Source organism: Methanofastidiosum sp. (assembly GCA_035362715.1).
Lineage (GTDB): Archaea > Methanobacteriota_B > Thermococci > Methanofastidiosales > Methanofastidiosaceae > Methanofastidiosum.
Window position 1 is genome coordinate 32,361 of the sequence record DAOSDU010000001.1, and the last position, 16,426, is coordinate 48,786.

At 34.4% G+C, this 16,426-nt stretch carries 19 protein-coding genes; all 19 read right to left on the reverse strand.

What is annotated here, in order from left to right:
* Nucleotides 1-7: 7 nt before the first annotated feature.
* The gene (locus PLI06_00165) at nt 8-400 is read right to left on the reverse strand and encodes a hypothetical protein (GenBank protein HOI76012.1); all 393 of its coding nucleotides are present in this window, start codon (nt 398-400) and stop codon (nt 8-10) included.
* Nucleotides 384-692 (reverse strand): winged helix-turn-helix domain-containing protein, encoded by a 309-nt coding sequence (locus tag PLI06_00170; GenBank protein HOI76013.1) that lies wholly within the window; start codon nt 690-692, stop codon nt 384-386. The genes PLI06_00165 and PLI06_00170 overlap by 17 nt, the downstream gene beginning before the upstream one ends.
* A 178-nt stretch (nt 693-870) precedes the next feature.
* The gene (gene larA, locus PLI06_00175; GenBank protein HOI76014.1) at nt 871-2,124 is read right to left on the reverse strand and encodes a nickel-dependent lactate racemase; all 1,254 of its coding nucleotides are present in this window, start codon (nt 2,122-2,124) and stop codon (nt 871-873) included.
* 10 nt (nt 2,125-2,134) lie between these two features.
* Nucleotides 2,135-2,485, reverse strand: coding sequence for a hypothetical protein (locus PLI06_00180; GenBank protein HOI76015.1), 351 nt, complete (start codon nt 2,483-2,485; stop codon nt 2,135-2,137).
* On the reverse strand, nt 2,485-3,678 hold the full coding sequence (locus PLI06_00185) for a PLP-dependent aminotransferase family protein (protein HOI76016.1): 1,194 nt from the start codon (nt 3,676-3,678) through the stop codon (nt 2,485-2,487). The genes PLI06_00180 and PLI06_00185 overlap by 1 nt, the downstream gene beginning before the upstream one ends.
* Before the next feature lie 25 nt (nt 3,679-3,703).
* Nucleotides 3,704-4,717, reverse strand: a complete 1,014-nt coding sequence (locus PLI06_00190; GenBank protein ID HOI76017.1) for an AI-2E family transporter — start codon at nt 4,715-4,717, stop codon at nt 3,704-3,706.
* Nucleotides 4,718-4,754: 37 nt separating this feature from the next.
* Nucleotides 4,755-5,390, reverse strand: coding sequence for a V-type ATP synthase subunit D (locus PLI06_00195; protein HOI76018.1), 636 nt, complete (start codon nt 5,388-5,390; stop codon nt 4,755-4,757).
* Nucleotides 5,368-6,759 carry a V-type ATP synthase subunit B gene (locus PLI06_00200; protein HOI76019.1) on the reverse strand — a complete coding sequence of 464 codons (1,392 nt, stop codon included), beginning with the start codon at nt 6,757-6,759 and terminating at the stop codon, nt 5,368-5,370. The genes PLI06_00195 and PLI06_00200 overlap by 23 nt, the downstream gene beginning before the upstream one ends.
* Nucleotides 6,760-6,763: 4 nt before the next feature.
* Nucleotides 6,764-8,506, reverse strand: a complete 1,743-nt coding sequence (locus tag PLI06_00205; protein HOI76020.1) for a V-type ATP synthase subunit A — start codon at nt 8,504-8,506, stop codon at nt 6,764-6,766.
* 1 nt (nt 8,507) lies between these two features.
* Complete coding sequence (locus PLI06_00210; GenBank protein HOI76021.1) at nt 8,508-8,810, reverse strand: V-type ATP synthase subunit F; 303 nt, start codon at nt 8,808-8,810, stop codon at nt 8,508-8,510.
* Entirely contained in the window at nt 8,810-9,847 is a 1,038-nt protein-coding gene (gene ahaC / locus PLI06_00215) for an ATP synthase A1 subunit C (GenBank protein HOI76022.1), read from the reverse strand. The genes PLI06_00210 and ahaC overlap by 1 nt, the downstream gene beginning before the upstream one ends.
* Entirely contained in the window at nt 9,822-10,400 is a 579-nt protein-coding gene (locus PLI06_00220; protein ID HOI76023.1) for a V-type ATP synthase subunit E family protein, read from the reverse strand. Before PLI06_00220 ends, ahaC begins: the two co-directional genes overlap by 26 nt.
* 12 nt (nt 10,401-10,412) lie before the next feature.
* On the reverse strand, nt 10,413-10,652 hold the full coding sequence (locus PLI06_00225) for a V-type ATP synthase subunit K (GenBank protein HOI76024.1): 240 nt from the start codon (nt 10,650-10,652) through the stop codon (nt 10,413-10,415).
* Nucleotides 10,653-10,670: 18 nt separating this feature from the next.
* Nucleotides 10,671-12,305 (reverse strand): V-type ATP synthase subunit I, encoded by a 1,635-nt coding sequence (locus PLI06_00230; GenBank protein ID HOI76025.1) that lies wholly within the window; start codon nt 12,303-12,305, stop codon nt 10,671-10,673.
* Nucleotides 12,280-12,624: a hypothetical protein gene (locus tag PLI06_00235; GenBank protein ID HOI76026.1), complete on the reverse strand. Its 345-nt coding sequence runs from the start codon at nt 12,622-12,624 to the stop codon at nt 12,280-12,282. The genes PLI06_00230 and PLI06_00235 overlap by 26 nt, the downstream gene beginning before the upstream one ends.
* 140 nt (nt 12,625-12,764) lie before the next feature.
* A complete protein-coding gene (locus PLI06_00240; protein ID HOI76027.1) occupies nt 12,765-13,295 on the reverse strand; it encodes a TATA-box-binding protein in 531 nt (176 codons plus the stop codon).
* Between the two features lie 147 nt (nt 13,296-13,442).
* Nucleotides 13,443-13,967, reverse strand: coding sequence for a biotin transporter BioY (locus PLI06_00245; protein ID HOI76028.1), 525 nt, complete (start codon nt 13,965-13,967; stop codon nt 13,443-13,445).
* A gap of 47 nt (nt 13,968-14,014) precedes the next feature.
* A complete protein-coding gene (locus PLI06_00250) occupies nt 14,015-15,673 on the reverse strand; it encodes an ATP-dependent DNA ligase (protein ID HOI76029.1) in 1,659 nt (552 codons plus the stop codon).
* Nucleotides 15,674-16,411 (reverse strand): hypothetical protein, encoded by a 738-nt coding sequence (locus PLI06_00255; protein ID HOI76030.1) that lies wholly within the window; start codon nt 16,409-16,411, stop codon nt 15,674-15,676. It lies immediately after the preceding gene.
* Nucleotides 16,412-16,426: the final 15 nt, after the last annotated feature.

The following is a 16,426-nucleotide window of genomic DNA, read 5'->3' on the forward strand; positions in this document are numbered from 1 at the left end:
AGGTTAATTATTTTGTTGTAAGGTAAACAAGTATAGCTAAAGCTATAGTAGTAAATAAGTCAGGCAGTATTAAGAATGGCCCGAGACCTGTTGATCTGAAGCCACATATAGCATGCAATAAAGGGCTTGATGTTAAGATATCAAAAAGAAAGGCCAAAGAGAAAATAGCCAATCCTAATGAAAATGGCGATTTTGTTTTTCTGTAGATATTTGCATAAAGAACAAAAACAGCCAATATTAGCCCAATGTTAACTAAGGAAAGGGCATATTTTATTTGAAACATGTAACCTTTATCCCATATGCTACATGTTGGATACTCGCAAACACCGTTTTCAACTAATCTTCTCGGAATAAATCCCATTCCTGATAATCCTAAGTATTTATTATTTTTTAAACTCATCAACATCTAACCCCATATCTTTACAAATCTCATTAAAGCTATTAATATTTTTGTCAAGTAATTCTGAAGGAAAATATGTCTTTCCATATTTATCTCCGACTGCGGATAAAAGACCATTTTTCTCTAATATACCCAAATGATGCTGGACAGTTTTGTATTCTATGCCTGTGGCCATGGATATTCTATTGGCATTTGAAGGGCTAGAAATTATATATCTCAGGATTAATGCCCTATTCACGCCGCCTCTTGAACCTGCAATAAGCCACAAGAGTATTTTTTTGTCTTTGTCCATGTAAATTCATGTGAGTTCATTCTCTTTATTTTATATGTTTTTCTTTTAATAATATATTTGATATTTTATAATCTTTGGAGTATACTATCTAAAACTATTTCTAGAAGTACTTATAAAAGAATTTTCCGAAATTTATACCTATTTATTCCCAAATCTTAGTTAATAAAAGAAATAAAAATTATACCAAGGGAACAGTTGAACTCCCATCTAGGAATACTAAAACTTTTGCATCTTTGCCTTTTTGTGCCAAGGCCTTGTCTATCGAATTTTGAAGAGAATTGTGGGGGGCTATAAAAATTTGCTCCAAAACTTTGTCCTCAAGATCAGTTACCGCCCATATCTCTCCACATGTTGCAAGCTCTGCAATTTTAGCGGCTTTATGGTATCCGAGTATATAATTATTTTCAGTTGCTTTTATTACTTCTTCGGGTGTGTCGTTATCTTTAAGTAGATCATAGAAGGTCTTATCTCCAATTCCATCTCTGCAACTAGAAACTAGTATTAGAATACCACCGTCTTTCAAAGCAAGTTTTGTGTTTTCTATTGCTTTTTGGGATTGATATAAACTAACATCCATCGGATATGGGGCTACTGATACAATTATGTCTGCCTTTCCTGGCACAGGTACGCAAAATAATTTGTCAACAGCTTTAGCTGATTCGTATAATATTTCTATTATTTCTCCAGCTTGCGCATCAAATATATTGCCTTCTCCATCGGCCACGACATTTATTGCAAAAACGTTTGGTTTTATTTTCATTATCTCTCTTACTGCATCTTCCATATCGTCATGGACTGGATTCCCCTTTAGAGATAATGTCTTAGAGTTGGGAGAAAGAGCATGCTTGTGATTTGCTGTTATTGTTTTTATCGATGATACTCCGGGCAAGAATGATTTTCTTGTACCTGTATAACCTGCAAAATAATGTGGCTCAGAAGATCCTATTGTAACTATTGCTTCATTTTCAAGTACTTTCTTATTGATATAGAGTTCAGTGCCTCTTTGTGTCTTACCTATGTATTGAAGAAGTTCATCTTTTCTAGAATCATGAACTGTGATTTTACTTTTAAATTCTGAGTAATATGGCCCAAAAATATTATTGAATTCCTCTTCTGTTGGAACTCTATGGGATCCTGTGGCTATCATAAACTCTATTTTATCCATATACGGCTTCATTAGAGGATATATAGTATCCAAAACTTTCTTGGTCGGTGTGGGTCTTTGACCGTCATTTATCAGGAAAATTATACTTTTGTGTTTCTTTAAAAAATCCTTTAAAGGTAAATTATTTGTTGGATTTTCAATTGCCTTTTTTAATACATTTTCTTTTGCTGAGCCTTTAACTTCCTTTGGTTCAACAATTCCAAGAAGATTTTTGTCAGGTATCTCTATCAAAACTTTATCTTTCTTGTAAGGTATATTCAATTTCATTAATTCACCCTTAGAAATATCCAATTCCATCCATGGTAAGGGAGATAAATTTATAGTCTTTGTTCATATCCTTTAAAAGAGAAAGCAAAGCCATATGCTCTTTTCCTGAACCTGAAATTAGATTAACATAAATTTCGTCACCAATATCTTTTGGAAGTCTATCTCGTATCGCATTTTTGATATTTTCAATCGGCATGGAAGGATTTACCACTACCCAATCCACATCTTTGCTCGGATTGAACTTTTCTCTGCCAAAATCATTTGTTACAAGGATTATCTTATCCCATTCTTCAGTAATTAGTCTACCTACATGCCCCCATGTTCCCTTCCCTGTAGATATTAAAGCGACGAGAGTTTTCATTAAAGCCATCTCCTAATAACTTCGGAAAGTCTCTTGACACCTAGATTTATTTCCTCATCTTTCGGGAATGAGAAATTCAATCTCATTGTGTGTCTTCCTAGGTTATCTTCTATGTAGAAAGCGCTTCCAATGACATAAGCAACATTTGAATTGATTGCATCGGTAAACATTTCTTTTGTATCTACATATTCAGGCAACACAATCCAATTGAACATTCCTCCCTCAGGCCTAGTCCACTTACACTCATTTGGCATGTATTCATCCAATGAGGATAACATCACATCTCTTTTGATTTTATAGAAATTCAGTATCTTTACTAGGTGCTTGTCCAAATAATTTTGAGAATAAATAGCTGCTATCCTCTGACCAAAAGTATTGGTATGCAAATCTACAGCTTGCTTTGCTATTATCATCTTTTTAAGTAATTCCCCAGTTCCCAAAGCCCATGCAATTCTAAATCCAGGTGCGAGTATCTTGGAGTACGTTCCTAAATAAATGACTCTCCCTTCAGTATCATAAGACTTTATGGCCTTTAGATGTTCTCCTTCGTACCTAAGTTCACCATAGGGATTATCTTCAACAACCACTAAATCATAATCATTAGCAATTTTAATTATTTCTTTTCTTCTCTTTTCACTTGTAGTAATCCCTGTGGGATTATGGAAGTTTGGAACTAAATAAAGTATTTTTGGTTTCTTTCCGTCTTCTTTTAAGGTCTCGAGTGTTTCGATTAATAAATCGGTTCTTATCCCTTCACCATCCGATGGAACATCAACGAAATCACAGAGATATGATCTAAATGCACTTAACGCTCCAAGGTAACTTGGAGCCTCAACTATAACGACATCTCCTGGATTTATTAGAATCTTAGAGATTAAATCAAGGCCTTGTTGTGAACCGCTGGTAATTAGAATATCGTCTGGGGTACAGGCAATGCCATATTTACCCATCATTCCAGCTATATATTGTCTTAGCTCTGGGTCACCCTCTGTAAGCCCATACTGCAAGCCATTGTTATTTGAGTTTAAAACGTCATTTACAATCTTTTTTATTTCTTCCAACGGAAACGTTTGAGGATTTGGAAGACCGCCTGCAAGTGAGATTATCCCAGGTTTTTGGGTAAGCTTAAGGATTTCTCTTATCTCTGATGCTTTTACTCTCTTTGCAGTCTCTGAAAATATTGAATCGTCCATATAAATCAACATAAAGAAAGCCATGTTATAATTTAAAAAACTTTCTTTTCATTGTTGAATCTTTGAACATCCCCTCTGTAAGGCCTTTTAATAATCCTAAAATTATAGGCCCGTACAGAATCCCCAATGCACCAAACATGTACGCTCCGCCCAAGAACCCCACCAAAACAATAAATGGATGTAGCTGTGCTTTATTCCCTCCAAGTTTTGGAAAAATATAGAAATTATATAATATGAAAAGAACTATGACCCCGTATGTCAATACTGCAAACCCTTGGACTATGTCGCCAATTAAAATGTAATAAAATCCAACGGGCAAGAAGATAGTCCACGGGCCAACTACAGGTAAGAGTGCAGCTAATCCTGTTAAAAGACCCAAAAGGAAAGAGTAGGGGACACCTATTACTAAAAAACCAATTGTGGCAAGAAATGCCATAATCATTGCGCTCATAACGTTCGCATAAATTAAGCCATTAATTACCTTCTTTGTGGGCCCAAGTATCTCAATTATATTATTTTGATAATTATTTGGAATCATTCTTTCGAAATAATTTTCTACTCTTTCTTTTTCATTCAAAAAATAGAAGAGAGAAAGGAATAATACTACAACGTTCATCAAAGTAAGAGGAAGTTGACCCATTGTGCTGGCAAAAAAATCAGAGATATTGATAATTTGGGGAAACGTATCGGATATTACTCCATAGAAGGGGCTGCTTTGAACCTCTAATCCTAAGAGGTCAAATATAGTAGTTGGTGTTTCTTTTTTTAGGACTTGTGTAACAAAAGTAAGTTGTTCTACGGCTTTATAGAATCCGTATAACAAAGTAATAAGAAATGGTGCGGATACAAACAAAGTTGTTAATGCCGCCGATAGTCCTCTCCTTTTCAATTTTTGAAAAATAAAATCATAAACGGGATGAAATGCGTAAGAAAAGATTAATCCCCCTAATATACCAGGTATTATAGGATAGACAAGATATATTCCCAGTAATAATATAGAAATAGTGATTACTAATTTAGTTGCAGTGATTCTATCCATATCAAATATTAATTGTTCTCTTTTTTAAAACTTTATCTCATCTGGAGCTTTTCTTAGATTTCTTATCTTTGATCATTTTAAGCCTGAATTTATTTTCTCTTTCGAGCTCCTCCAATCGAAAATCAATGAACTTCTTCTGAGATTCTAATCGGGGTATGATCTTTGACTCTAAAGCATTTACTCTTCTTTTTGTGACTTCGATTTCATTTAATACTTTCTTAAGTGTTGATTCTGCCTCAACTGCTTTTGCTACATATTCTAATACTTTTTCATATTCTTCCACAGTTTCATCAATCTTTGAGGATGTTGAAAGAATGCTATATCCCCTCTCATTGATACCTTTTTTAAAAGATAAATCAGATATTTTAGGAACTTGAACCCCCAGAATATTCTTGCTATCCAAATAGAATTTAGGGGCGCCTTTTTTAATTAATGCGCAAGAGGCAACAGCAATTTCCCCTTCAAAAGCTATTGTCATTCCAAGATATTTCTTTGCAATTTCATAACTTTCTTCAAGAGTTTCTTGAGCTTCTTTGGCATCCTTAACCATCCCAAAAAGATTCATGACTAGGCCATCTCTTTTCTTCTTTAGGATATTATACCCTGTTTTAGAAAGTTTGATTTTCCTCTGAAGTTTTATCAACTCAGACCTAGTCGGCTTTATCTGTGGCACCCTTAAATCTCCTCATATATTTCTCGATTAATTCATCACTTACTCTTAATAATTTATCTTCAGGTAGTTTTGAAAGAATCTCCCATCCTATATCTAGCGTATTTTTTATTTCTCTGTTTTCATTCGATTTTTGAGATACAAATCTTTTTTCAAAATCATCTGCAAAGTCCAAAAATAATTTGTCAGATTTTGAAAGAGATTCTTTACCAACAATTGAAACAATTCCTCTAAGGTCTTTTCCTTCAGCGTATGCTGCATATAATTGATCAGATACAGATTTATGATCTTCTCGGGTCCTATCTTTTCCGATTCCCTTGCTCATTAATCTTGATAATGAAGGCAGAACATCAATAGGAGGATATATGCCCTTCCTTTGGAGATCTCTAGAAACAATAATTTGTCCTTCTGTGATATACCCAGATAAATCAGGTATAGGGTGAGTAATATCGTCACCTGGCATTGTGAGGATAGGTACTTGTGTAACAGAACCGTTTTTACCTTCTATTCTTCCAGCCCGTTCATAAATTGAAGCAAGATCTGTATACATGTAACCCGGGTAACCCCTTCTCCCGGGAACTTCTTCCCTAGCAGATCCTATTTCCCTTAAGGCTTCACAGTAATTTGTCATATCAGTCATTATAACTAGCATATGCATATCGTAGTTAAATGCAAAAAATTCAGCAGTAGTCAAAGCTATTCGTGGTACGATTAGTCTTTCAATTGAAGGGTCTGAAGCAAGATTTAAAAAAACGATTCCTCTTTCTAACGCTCCTGTTTTTTCAAAATCACTTATAAAATATTTCGCTTCTTCTTCGGTTATACCCATTGCAACAAAGATAACTGCAAAACTTTCAGTACAATCCAAGACCGTTGCTTGTCTTGCTATCTGTAAAGCTAGTTGATTATGTGGTAATCCAGATCCTGAAAATATAGGAAGTTTTTGCCCCCTAATTAATGAATTCATTCCATCTATAGCAGATACACCTGTCTGAATGAATTCGTGAGGAGGTGCTCTTTTGTAAGGATTTATTGGGAGCCCATTGATATCCAATCTAGCTTCAGGTATAACTTTTGGCCCACCGTCAAGTGGATCCCCCGAACCAGAAAATACTCTTCCAAGCATGTCATGTGAAACTGGAACTTTTAATACATCACCTGAAAACTTAACATAGGCATTTTTGTCAATGTTTCTAGTTCCTTCAAAAACTTGAACAACAACTTTATTCCCCGATGTGTCCAATACTTGGCCTCTTTTTCTACTCCCATCGGAAAGAGTGATGTTGACATATTCGCCATATCCTATATTCTCAGTATTTTCTAGAAAGATAAGGGGCCCAGTTACAGAAGTGATAGTTTTGTACTCTTTCATCGAATCATTCCTCCCCTAGGAGTAACTTGAATTCCTTTGACATTGTTTCGTTAATCGAGCCTATTTTACTCTCAAAATCTTTCCTATATCTTACTTTAGATATTTCTGCTCTTGACTCGAGTTTTATTATCTTATCAATTTCAACACCGTTTTCAATTGCGTTATTTCCTAATCTGGAAAATCGGATAATCGCATTTAATAGTGAAAATTGCCTCTTTAATGAGTGAAATTCATCCACTTCATGGTAAGAATCCTGTTGTAAAAATATCTCCCTTAACATTCGAGCGATTTCTAATAAAAATTGTTGATCTGGAGGCAGTGCATCTGCACCTACAAGCTGTACAATTTCCTGCAACTCTGCTTCCTTCTGCAATATTTCCATTGCTTCAGCTCTTGTTCTATCCCAATCAACAGATATTTTACTTTCGAACCATTCTTTTAGGGAATCATAGTAGAGTGAATAAGATTCAAGCCAATTAATCGAAGGGAAATGCCTTTTTTGTGAAAGGTTTGAATCTAATGCCCAGAAAGTTTTTGTTATTCTGAGGGTATTTTGGACTACTGGCTCTGAGAAATCTCCTCCTGGTGGTGAAACAGCGCCTATAACAGTTACTGAACCTATTTTGCCCCCGAGAGTAACTACGATTCCCGCCCGCTCATAAAAACTTGATAACCTAGAAGAGAGATATGCAGGATATCCTTCTTCACCGGGCATTTCCTCCAGTCTTGAAGATATTTCTCTCATGGCTTCTGCCCATCTTGATGTGGAATCTGCCATGAGCGCAACGTCATAACCCATATCCCTATAATATTCAGCGATGGTGATCCCGGTATAAATTGAAGCTTCTCTTGCGGCCACGGGCATGTTTGAAGTATTTGCGATAAGTACGGTTCTATTCATCAATGGGCCACCTGTTACAGGATCTACTAATTTAGGAAATTCTGTAAGAACATCAATCATCTCATTTCCTCTTTCACCGCACCCGATATAAACAACAACTTTGGTATCGCTCCATTTTGCAAGCTGTTGTTGTGTTACAGTTTTACCGCTACCAAAAGGCCCAGGGATTGCAGCGGTACCGCCTTTGGCCAAAGGAAATAGAACATCTATAATTCTCTTACCTGTGACTAAAGGAACATTTGGAATCATTTTATCTTTGAAAGGCCTTGGAACTTTGACAGGCCATCTTTGATACATCTTAATTACTGCATCGTTGTCTAATCTGCACAGTATTTCCTCAACAGTATATTCTCCTTTTTCTAAAATCTCTACAATTTCTCCAGATATGTTTGGGGGCGACATTATGAAATGTTTTGTGAATTCATTCTCGTTGACATAACCAATTATATCTCCAAAATTTACTTTATCGCCTTTTTTCTTTGATGGGAAGAATTCCCATTTCTTCTCTCTGTCGATTCCAGGGGCTTCGGCACCCCTCTTAATGTATTCCCCCATTAGCTGTGAGAGTTTTGGTAATGGCCTTTGAACTCCGTCATATATTGAGCCCAACAACCCTGGCCCCAAATCAACTGATAACGGCATTCCAGTTGTAGTGACCTCATCACCTGGTTTAAGAAGAGATGTGTCCTCGTAGACTTGGATAATTGTTTTATCATAATCAATTTCTATCACTTCTCCGAACAGTCCTTCTTTACCAACTCGGACTAGCTCATTCATCTTAGCGTCTATATTTGTTGCCGTGACTACAGGCCCAGATACCCTATAAATTGTACCTTTATTTTCCAAATTAATTACCCCACAGGTCAACTCCAATTACGTGTTTTATTTTGTCTCTCAAGATATCGCTTAATTTTTCTCCCAATACAATTACTGTTGGTTTGACTGAAGTGTCGACCTTTAATTTACTTTTACTTGAAAGATTTTTGTAATATTCGGGTTGAATAATTATAATTCCTACTTCTTTATCCTTAAACATGTCATTAAGGTGATCTTCAAATTCTTGATCGTTTGCTATTCTCTCACTTTTCTTGATTCCTAATAACTTAAATCCCATAACAAACTCCTCATCACCAATTACTCCAAATTCCATCAGATCACCAAGCTATCCTCAATTATTTTTTTCTCAAGATTGGAGGCTTTTCCCCTGGATATTTTCCGGATATTCTCAACTTCAATTTTTTTAGAGATAATGTAGTGGAGAACGGGCATTATGGTAAAAGGATCTCCTATAAATTGTTCTTTTGCGCATTTCATTAGATATTTTTCCAGAGATTCTTCTAGATAAAAGAGGGTTTTTTCTTGCCAGTGTTTTTCAATAATAACCCCGTAAGGAGTTTTTTTCATTTTCTTTAAAAAATCGTTATCATGGGACCTTAAGAGGTTGCCTAAATCATCAATCCCAAAAAATAATCCCCCTTCAATCATGTTTTTTTGTTCTTCTTCAGGAGCAAATCCGTATCTTCTCATCCTCATTATATTTTTTATATTTGTAATATCAATCTCTGTACGAATAAAATCAACGAATAGAGATTTTTTTTCCTTCTTAAAAGTATCAAGAGTACTCTTGAAGTACATTTTAAAAAGTTCTGATTCTATATCTGCTATCTCTTTTGTTTCGTCTAAAAAATTAAATTGTTCTAATTTTTTTAATTTCTTGATAACATCTTCATAGCTATAGTTTTTTACAAGGGACATTATAAAACTAAAAGGTAGCTCCCCTATTGGAATCAGTGTCTTTTCTATTTCATAATCAGTTGCTTTGGAGTATTTACCTCTCAAAATAGAGATTATGTTGTGGATGTCCCATCTAGTTAATATTGCAAAAGCATAAGCCGAAGCTTTTTTTCCACTCATTTTTATTAGCTTATGATAAGTATTCCCTAGATTTTTATTAAGTGAATGTTCTATTAACTCTACACCCCGATAATCTCTTGATAAAGAGTCAATTTCTTCTTTGTAGTTTCCTTCTCCCAAAAATCTAGCTATTTGAGAAACCTCCATGTTCAAGAGTTTAATATATGCATCGCTCTTGAATAATTTACTTTCCATGGCTCTTACCCTAGTGTTAAGATAACTATAATTAGTTTCTCCAAGCCAATTTTCAGAGAAGACTACATTTGAATCCATACTCAGCCTCACCAAATAAAATATCTCTTATCTCTTTGAGATTATTTTCAAAAACATAGTTTAGGATAGCTTCAAAAGTAAAGTCTTCTTTTATCTTACCTGTTGGATCTCCCGTTGAAATACCGCCTATTGTATTAATGTTACCTTTATATTTTTCCCCAGCTAATTTTCTCGCATATTTTTCATCATTTTTGTTAGAAAAGACGTATTCAAGTTCGGCCACTGATATTAATTTCTTAAGGATAATCTCTCTTTTTTTTGATTCGATATTCTCTAGTTTAGTTTTAGTGATTGCAAATATCTCTTCAAGTACCTCTTGTTCCATCCTTAGTCTTTTTCTTTTAATTTCAAGATTGGTTCTAGAAGTCTCAGTTCTAGCTAGTAAAGATGTCTTTTCTTTAACCAAATCTTGTTTCTTTATCTTTAGTTTATCTATAGCATTATCGATATCATGTAATTTAATCTTCTTTTTTTCTTGAAGCTGCTCGCTATATTCTTTTGCTGTTTTTCTTGCATCCTCTATCACTGTATCTGCTACTGTACTTTTCCCCATTTTTTCCCTCCTTTAAAGGAGTTGAGGCAGCACAACAAAGAGAAGAACTAATGATACTGTAAGACCAAAAATAACGATTGTTTCAGGTATTACAGTGAGAACTAATCCCTTACTGAAAAGCTCCTCTTTTTCTGTCATTGCCCCAATTGCAGCAGATCCTATATGCTTCTCTGCCCATGCTGCAGCTAGTCCTGTTAATATGACTGAAGCAACAGAGCTTAATACTACCACTATTACTGCTAATTCTGCCATCATATCACCTCTTTAATATTAAATACCAAATGGTTTATACTTAATACCTCCCCCTTCATAGAATTTTGTGAAAAATTCAACATAATGCAATCTCAAAGCATGTAAGAAACTGGCTAGAATGCCCAATAAGATGTTTCCTATATGCCCCACTATTAACACGGAATATCCCAATAATACAAAAACACCACCCATTGGGAATATTATATCCACAACAATGCTATTTATTACAATTGCTATGCCCACAGAAGATAGACCTATAGCCATTAGTCTAACATAGGATAGGATATTACTCATTATGCCAAATATCTCTATTAATCCTATAAATCCTTCTCCGACTACCAATAAAACTATTGAAGCTAAAAGGAGACCCGCTCCAAAATATAGCAATATATCCGAGATATAGATACTGCTTGCTAGAAATATTATTGAAAATATGAGTACAATCCATCCGCCTTTTTTTAAAATGGCTTCTTTTAAGTTGTGTGACCGGTAAACATTAATAAATCCAAACACGAGGCCTAATAGAACATGTATGACTCCAATTGAGATGGAAAGAATCATTATTGGCATGAAATCTACAATTCTATCTAGAATGGGCATGCGCAACCCAAGTATTTCTTCTATGCCTAAGAGGTCGAATACATTAAATCCAAAAAACTCACCGTCAATAAAACCAAATGCCATCGTATAAATACTTGAGTATTCTAAAATGCCCAGTATCATTTTCCAGCCTTCAGTTTTAAATTTTGTTTTCATAAATAAAGAAGCAAAAAATATAACTAATCCATAACCAATATCCCCAAGCATTATTCCATAGAAAAGAGGAAAGGTTATAAAAATTGCAAAAGTAGGATCAATCTCTTTAGTCTTAGGATATTCAAATAATTCCAATAATAACTCGAAAGGTTTGACTGGACTTGGATGTTTGAATTCAACAGGTACGGATTCCTCATCACTATATTTAATCTTATCAAGATTTATCCTATCGCCAAATCTTTTCTTTAAAATACTTTCAATCTCTTGGTATTTTTTTTCAGGTATCCATCCTTCAACTATGAAAGTATTCTTGGTAGTCGTGAATCTTAAAGGGGCTTCCATTTTTTCTATTTCACTTGATAAAAAGTCTTCATATTGTAACAGAAAAGCTGATTTTTCTTTTATCGTAGACTCCATCTGATCTTTGAATATATTTTTTTGTTCTTCAAGTTCCGATTTTGAAGATACTAAATCATCAAGGGAAGCAACTAATTTTTTTTGTATCCCTATATCCCCTAAGTCGCCAATCGACTTAATTTTTTCTATCTCTTTTAGTATAAGATTTATTTTAGATATTTTCTCGTTATAGGATTTGATAACATTTTCCGCCTCATAGACTTCTTTTTCTAGCTCTCTTGAAACTTCTCTTTTGACATAAGTTGATTTAATATTGTCAGGTCGGATATCAAACTTGCTCAAAAAAGCCCTGATAGAAAGCAAGAGTTCAGAAAATTTTGAGACTTCACCCAATGATTTTCCTATTTCGAAGGTTTCGTCTTGTTCTTTAAAGTCCACAATATGGATTATCTTTAATGAATGAAGGATTTCAATAGTCTCCTTCATAGCATCTTTAGTTCCAACTAAAGTTATTTTAGTCATCCTTTCGTTGGAGCTCATCAATGTACCTCATGAATTTATCAAGAATAAAATTAATAGCTTCATCTTTTTTTTCTAATGCTTCTTCTCTAATCTTCTCTATCTCTATTACACCTTCAGAAATAGCCCTTTGTTTTTCCATGAGTATTCTATCTGTTTCAGTTCTAAGTTGTTTCTCAATTTCTAAATCAATGTCTCTTCTCTTTTTTTCGAGAAGCTTTTCCATTTCTACGTTCAATTCAACTAAACTTTTTTTGTGATTTTCTTCAGCGTCAGCTATGATTTTCTTTGCAGTTTCCTCTGCTTTTTTTATTTCTAAGAGTATTTCTGCTTTTTCCATGAAATCACTATTTTATAACTTACTTTAGTTGAGAAAAAATCCTTTATATATTTTTTGATATTTATTTGGATTCTTTATGCCAAAAATGGTTATTATTTGTAAATAGTAGATATAAAATAAAAGAATAGCGGCAATTAGAATTAGGCTAAACCTTCTTCAATCAAAGATTTTTTAACACGTTCAATTGCTTTAATAACGTCTTCCTCAGATTTTGCGCCCGTGCATACAACTTTGCCACTGCCAAAAAGTAGTAGAACTACTTTTGGTTCCTTTAATCTATAGATTAGCCCCGGAAACTGCTCAGGTTCATATTCACAATTTGGGAGTGTTAAGATAATATCGTCAAGATTTAGTTTCATTTCGAGATCGCCAGACGCCACGATATTCTGTACAACAATATCTGGTTCTTTTTCCATTGGAGTGCCATAATCCCTCAAAATCTCAATTATTTTGAATATAGCTCTTCTAGATTCTTCTGGAGATTTAGCTCCTGTACACACAAGTTTACCACTTCCGAAAACTAAAGTGGCGGTCTTTGGTTCATCGAGCCTGACTACCATCCCAGGAAACTGTTCTGGCTCATATTCTATGTTATCTAAAGAACTTGCGGCTTTAACTAGGTCAATTCTGTTAAATAAGTTAGCAGAAGTAACAACATTTTGAACCGTCATTTTATATTTACCTAATTTAGATTCGGACAAAGAATACCTCCAAGATTATAATATAATTTATAAGGAGTAATTTATAAATGTATTTATAAAAGTTGTGTAATATAGCCGTTCCTCCAAAATTGGAGGTTTAAATTGAAAAAATATAAATCAAATATTGAATTTGAGATAATTTTTGACTTTTTTTTCAACTAGAAATACTATAATTGACTTTACAAAATCTCCAGGAATAAAGGGAATTCCTCCCACAAGAATAGCTTTTTCTAGTGACATCCCAGTAATTAACGAAAGCCAGAGGACTCCTATTGCATATATTGGAACTATAGATAGTAAAAGCCCGGAAAAATGGATTTTATTGCTGTTGAATTTTTCATAAAATAAACCGGCCACATAAGAACCTGGCACAAAGCCAATGATAAAGCCCCCAGTTGGACCAAGCAAAATTCCGATCCCACCTGTGAAATTGTGGAAAACTGGCGCCCCTATTGCGCCTAGCCCAAGATATATCATCTGACTTAACGCGCCTAATTTTTTACCTAAAATTGCGCCAGAGAGTAAGACAAAAAATACTTGAAGAGTCAAAGGTACAGGATAAAAAGGAATTGAAATAAATCCTCCAACCGCAGTAAGCGCTGCAAACAAAGCAACGAGAGAAAGTTCTTTTGATTTTAGCATTAGCACACCAATTGTAAACTTGATTATTTTTTTAGTTTACAATCTATTTAAAAAGTTTTCTCTTGAGCTTCATATATTTCAAATGCACGGGATATAGTATCAGAATCGTAGGCGTCTTTATCATCCCTTATTCTCAATACCCGGGGAAATCTCAGTGCAAATCCACTTTCGTATTTAGGGGAATGCTGCATTTCATCATAAAGAACTTCAACGACAATTTTTGGAACTATGGTTACTGTTTTGCCTTTTTCTTCCAAAATCAATGGCGTCAGTTGTTCAGTGATCTCAGTGAAAAGCTCATCTGAAAGCCCTGTTGCCACTTTCCCTATTGTTAAAAATTTACCTTCTTCATCCCTTATACCAAGAAGTAGAGACGAAAGCCATTTTTTTCTTCGTCCCTCCCCCCATTCAGCCCCTATTATAACTAAATCCAGTGTTTCCAAGGTGCGTTTAATTTTAAGCCATTTTTTACCTCTTGCTCCAGGTTGGTACTGAGATGAATAGTCTTTTATCATAATGCCTTCATGCCCTTCATTAATAGATTTATTATAGAAATCTTTAATCTCTAAAGGATCTTTTGATACCTTATTTTCAGCAATTTTTACAAGTTCTGATTCTTTTATTGAGGAAACTAAAATATCTCTTCTTTCTTTTAATGTTAAATCGATTAGAGACCTTTTTTTAATTAAAAGACAATCAAAAAGAAAAAGTTTCAAGGGTATTTTTTCAGATAGCTCTGATATCTGGTATTTTCTTCTGAGCCTTCTTAAAACATATTGGAATGGAGCTATCTTTCCATCTTTGTATGCGACTACCTCGCCTTCACATATAATAGTCTCAGGGATTAACGTCTGTTTTAGCTCAGACAATACTTCAGGCAGTGCATCAGTAATATTTTCTAAACGCCTGGAGAATATTTTTATTGTATCTCCAGATTTGTGTACTTGAATCCTGGCTCCATCATATTTAACTTCCATTTCTGGCTCGTCTATATCTTTAAGGGCTAACTCAATAGAACCTCCTATTTGAGCAAGCATTGGTTTTAAGGGCCTTCCCACTGTCACGTCCAATTTAGAGAGTTCGTCTACCCCCTTTTTAGAATAGAGCGCTATTAATCCTAAATCATTTGTCAACAAATAAGCTTTTTCAACATCTTTTTTGGGAATTCCTGAAAACTTCGATATTGCATCAATAATTATTCCTTCTGCAGCTCCAGTTCTCATCTGCTCAAGAATTGTCTTGGATAGGTATCTCGCCTCAATTGGCGACGCTGCTGAAAATAGTTCGGAAAGATACTTTATTTTTTTGTCTTGAGAGCCCTTCCCCCCATAGGCAGAGACTTTTTCAAAAAGATCCATTAGGTATGTTATTTCGATTTTAATGTCAAAGAATGTTTGTTGTTTTTTTTGTTCTATGGCCTTTTCAATTCCTTCTCCAAAGTCACCCGAAGAGTATACAAATTCTTCAACTTTTTCTTCAGTTATCCCTGTTATCTTAGATATAACTTTCAACAAAAGTTTTGGACCTATGCCCAGTTCTTTTTCAGTCCATTTGGGGAAAACATATCCTGCCAGTAGACCCGTAACAAAAGGTAAAATCTCATCAGGTACTACTAAAAAGAAATCAGATAATATATCTCTCTTCTCAAGTTTAGAGTTAGTTGAAGTTAATTTTTCATACACATCGACAAGCTCTTTGTAGAGCATTTAATACCCTCTGTAGTTGAGATATGCAACTGTTAGTAATATGGCAATATATGTTGCAAATATCATTTCTAATATGGGAATTCCATATATAATAAATTTTCCCAATAAATCGGCTGAAAAAAAGTAGTATAGGAGAGATGAAATAGATAGAGGGATTGCAACTAATACAAAAAATGAAGATAGGAATATGAAAAAAGCAGGCGTTGTATAATGTAAAGCCAATAATAAACTATTTTTTATCGCTTTGAAGGGGGGCAAGTTATCTATTACTATTGAAGGGGAAACAAAGGAAAGGAAAGGTGCTAAAAAGAATCCCATTATCAGGAGGATAGGGTGAACAGCATAGAATAAAATGCCTGTTAAAAATATGATAAACGCCATTATATTTACAATCAGAACTTTAAAGATCTTGGAATATGCTTCTTTTATTGAATTTATGTAGTTCTTTTTACCGCTAGTTGCATAGTCCCTTAATAAAATTGAAGAAAGATTAAATGCAAATATCATGAGAATTAAATAAATCAATAATGCAATTAGAATAAATACGGCCCATTGGTAGACAAACGCCAGTGCATCTCCGCCTTTTTGGAATAATAGTAGACCTTCGCCGAGGTATTGAAAAAGGTAAGACGTTATTAGGATATAGAAGAGTGTTGGAATTAAGAAAGGTAGGAATAGCAAGATATGAAGACTCTGGCTTGAAACAGAAAAAACTTCTCTTAATGAAAGTTTGGGCATAATGAGAAAGTAAGA

Excerpts from the sequence above, each read along its gene's own strand:
- PLI06_00240 (HOI76027.1), bottom strand. The coding sequence starts at position 13,295 with ATGACGGTTCAAAATGTTGTTACTTCTGCTAACTTATTTAACAGAATT.
- PLI06_00255 (HOI76030.1), bottom strand. The coding sequence starts at position 16,411 with ATGCCCAAACTTTCATTAAGAGAAGTTTTTTCTGTTTCAAGCCAGAGT.
- PLI06_00245 (HOI76028.1), bottom strand. The coding sequence starts at position 13,967 with ATGCTAAAATCAAAAGAACTTTCTCTCGTTGCTTTGTTTGCAGCGCTT.
- PLI06_00230 (HOI76025.1), bottom strand. The coding sequence starts at position 12,305 with ATGAGCTCCAACGAAAGGATGACTAAAATAACTTTAGTTGGAACTAAA.
- PLI06_00170 (HOI76013.1), bottom strand. The coding sequence starts at position 692 with ATGGACAAAGACAAAAAAATACTCTTGTGGCTTATTGCAGGTTCAAGA.
- PLI06_00250 (HOI76029.1), bottom strand. The coding sequence starts at position 15,673 with ATGCTCTACAAAGAGCTTGTCGATGTGTATGAAAAATTAACTTCAACT.
- PLI06_00200 (HOI76019.1), bottom strand. The coding sequence starts at position 6,759 with ATGAAAGAGTACAAAACTATCACTTCTGTAACTGGGCCCCTTATCTTT.
- PLI06_00165 (HOI76012.1), bottom strand. The coding sequence starts at position 400 with ATGAGTTTAAAAAATAATAAATACTTAGGATTATCAGGAATGGGATTT.
- PLI06_00190 (HOI76017.1), bottom strand. The coding sequence starts at position 4,717 with ATGGATAGAATCACTGCAACTAAATTAGTAATCACTATTTCTATATTA.
- ahaC (HOI76022.1), bottom strand. The coding sequence starts at position 9,847 with ATGGATTCAAATGTAGTCTTCTCTGAAAATTGGCTTGGAGAAACTAAT.
- PLI06_00210 (HOI76021.1), bottom strand. The coding sequence starts at position 8,810 with ATGGAATTTGGAGTAATTGGTGATGAGGAGTTTGTTATGGGATTTAAG.
- PLI06_00220 (HOI76023.1), bottom strand. The coding sequence starts at position 10,400 with ATGGGGAAAAGTACAGTAGCAGATACAGTGATAGAGGATGCAAGAAAA.
- larA (HOI76014.1), bottom strand. The coding sequence starts at position 2,124 with ATGAAATTGAATATACCTTACAAGAAAGATAAAGTTTTGATAGAGATA.
- PLI06_00225 (HOI76024.1), bottom strand. The coding sequence starts at position 10,652 with ATGGCAGAATTAGCAGTAATAGTGGTAGTATTAAGCTCTGTTGCTTCA.
- PLI06_00235 (HOI76026.1), bottom strand. The coding sequence starts at position 12,624 with ATGGAAAAAGCAGAAATACTCTTAGAAATAAAAAAAGCAGAGGAAACT.
- PLI06_00185 (HOI76016.1), bottom strand. The coding sequence starts at position 3,678 with ATGGACGATTCAATATTTTCAGAGACTGCAAAGAGAGTAAAAGCATCA.
- PLI06_00180 (HOI76015.1), bottom strand. The coding sequence starts at position 2,485 with ATGAAAACTCTCGTCGCTTTAATATCTACAGGGAAGGGAACATGGGGG.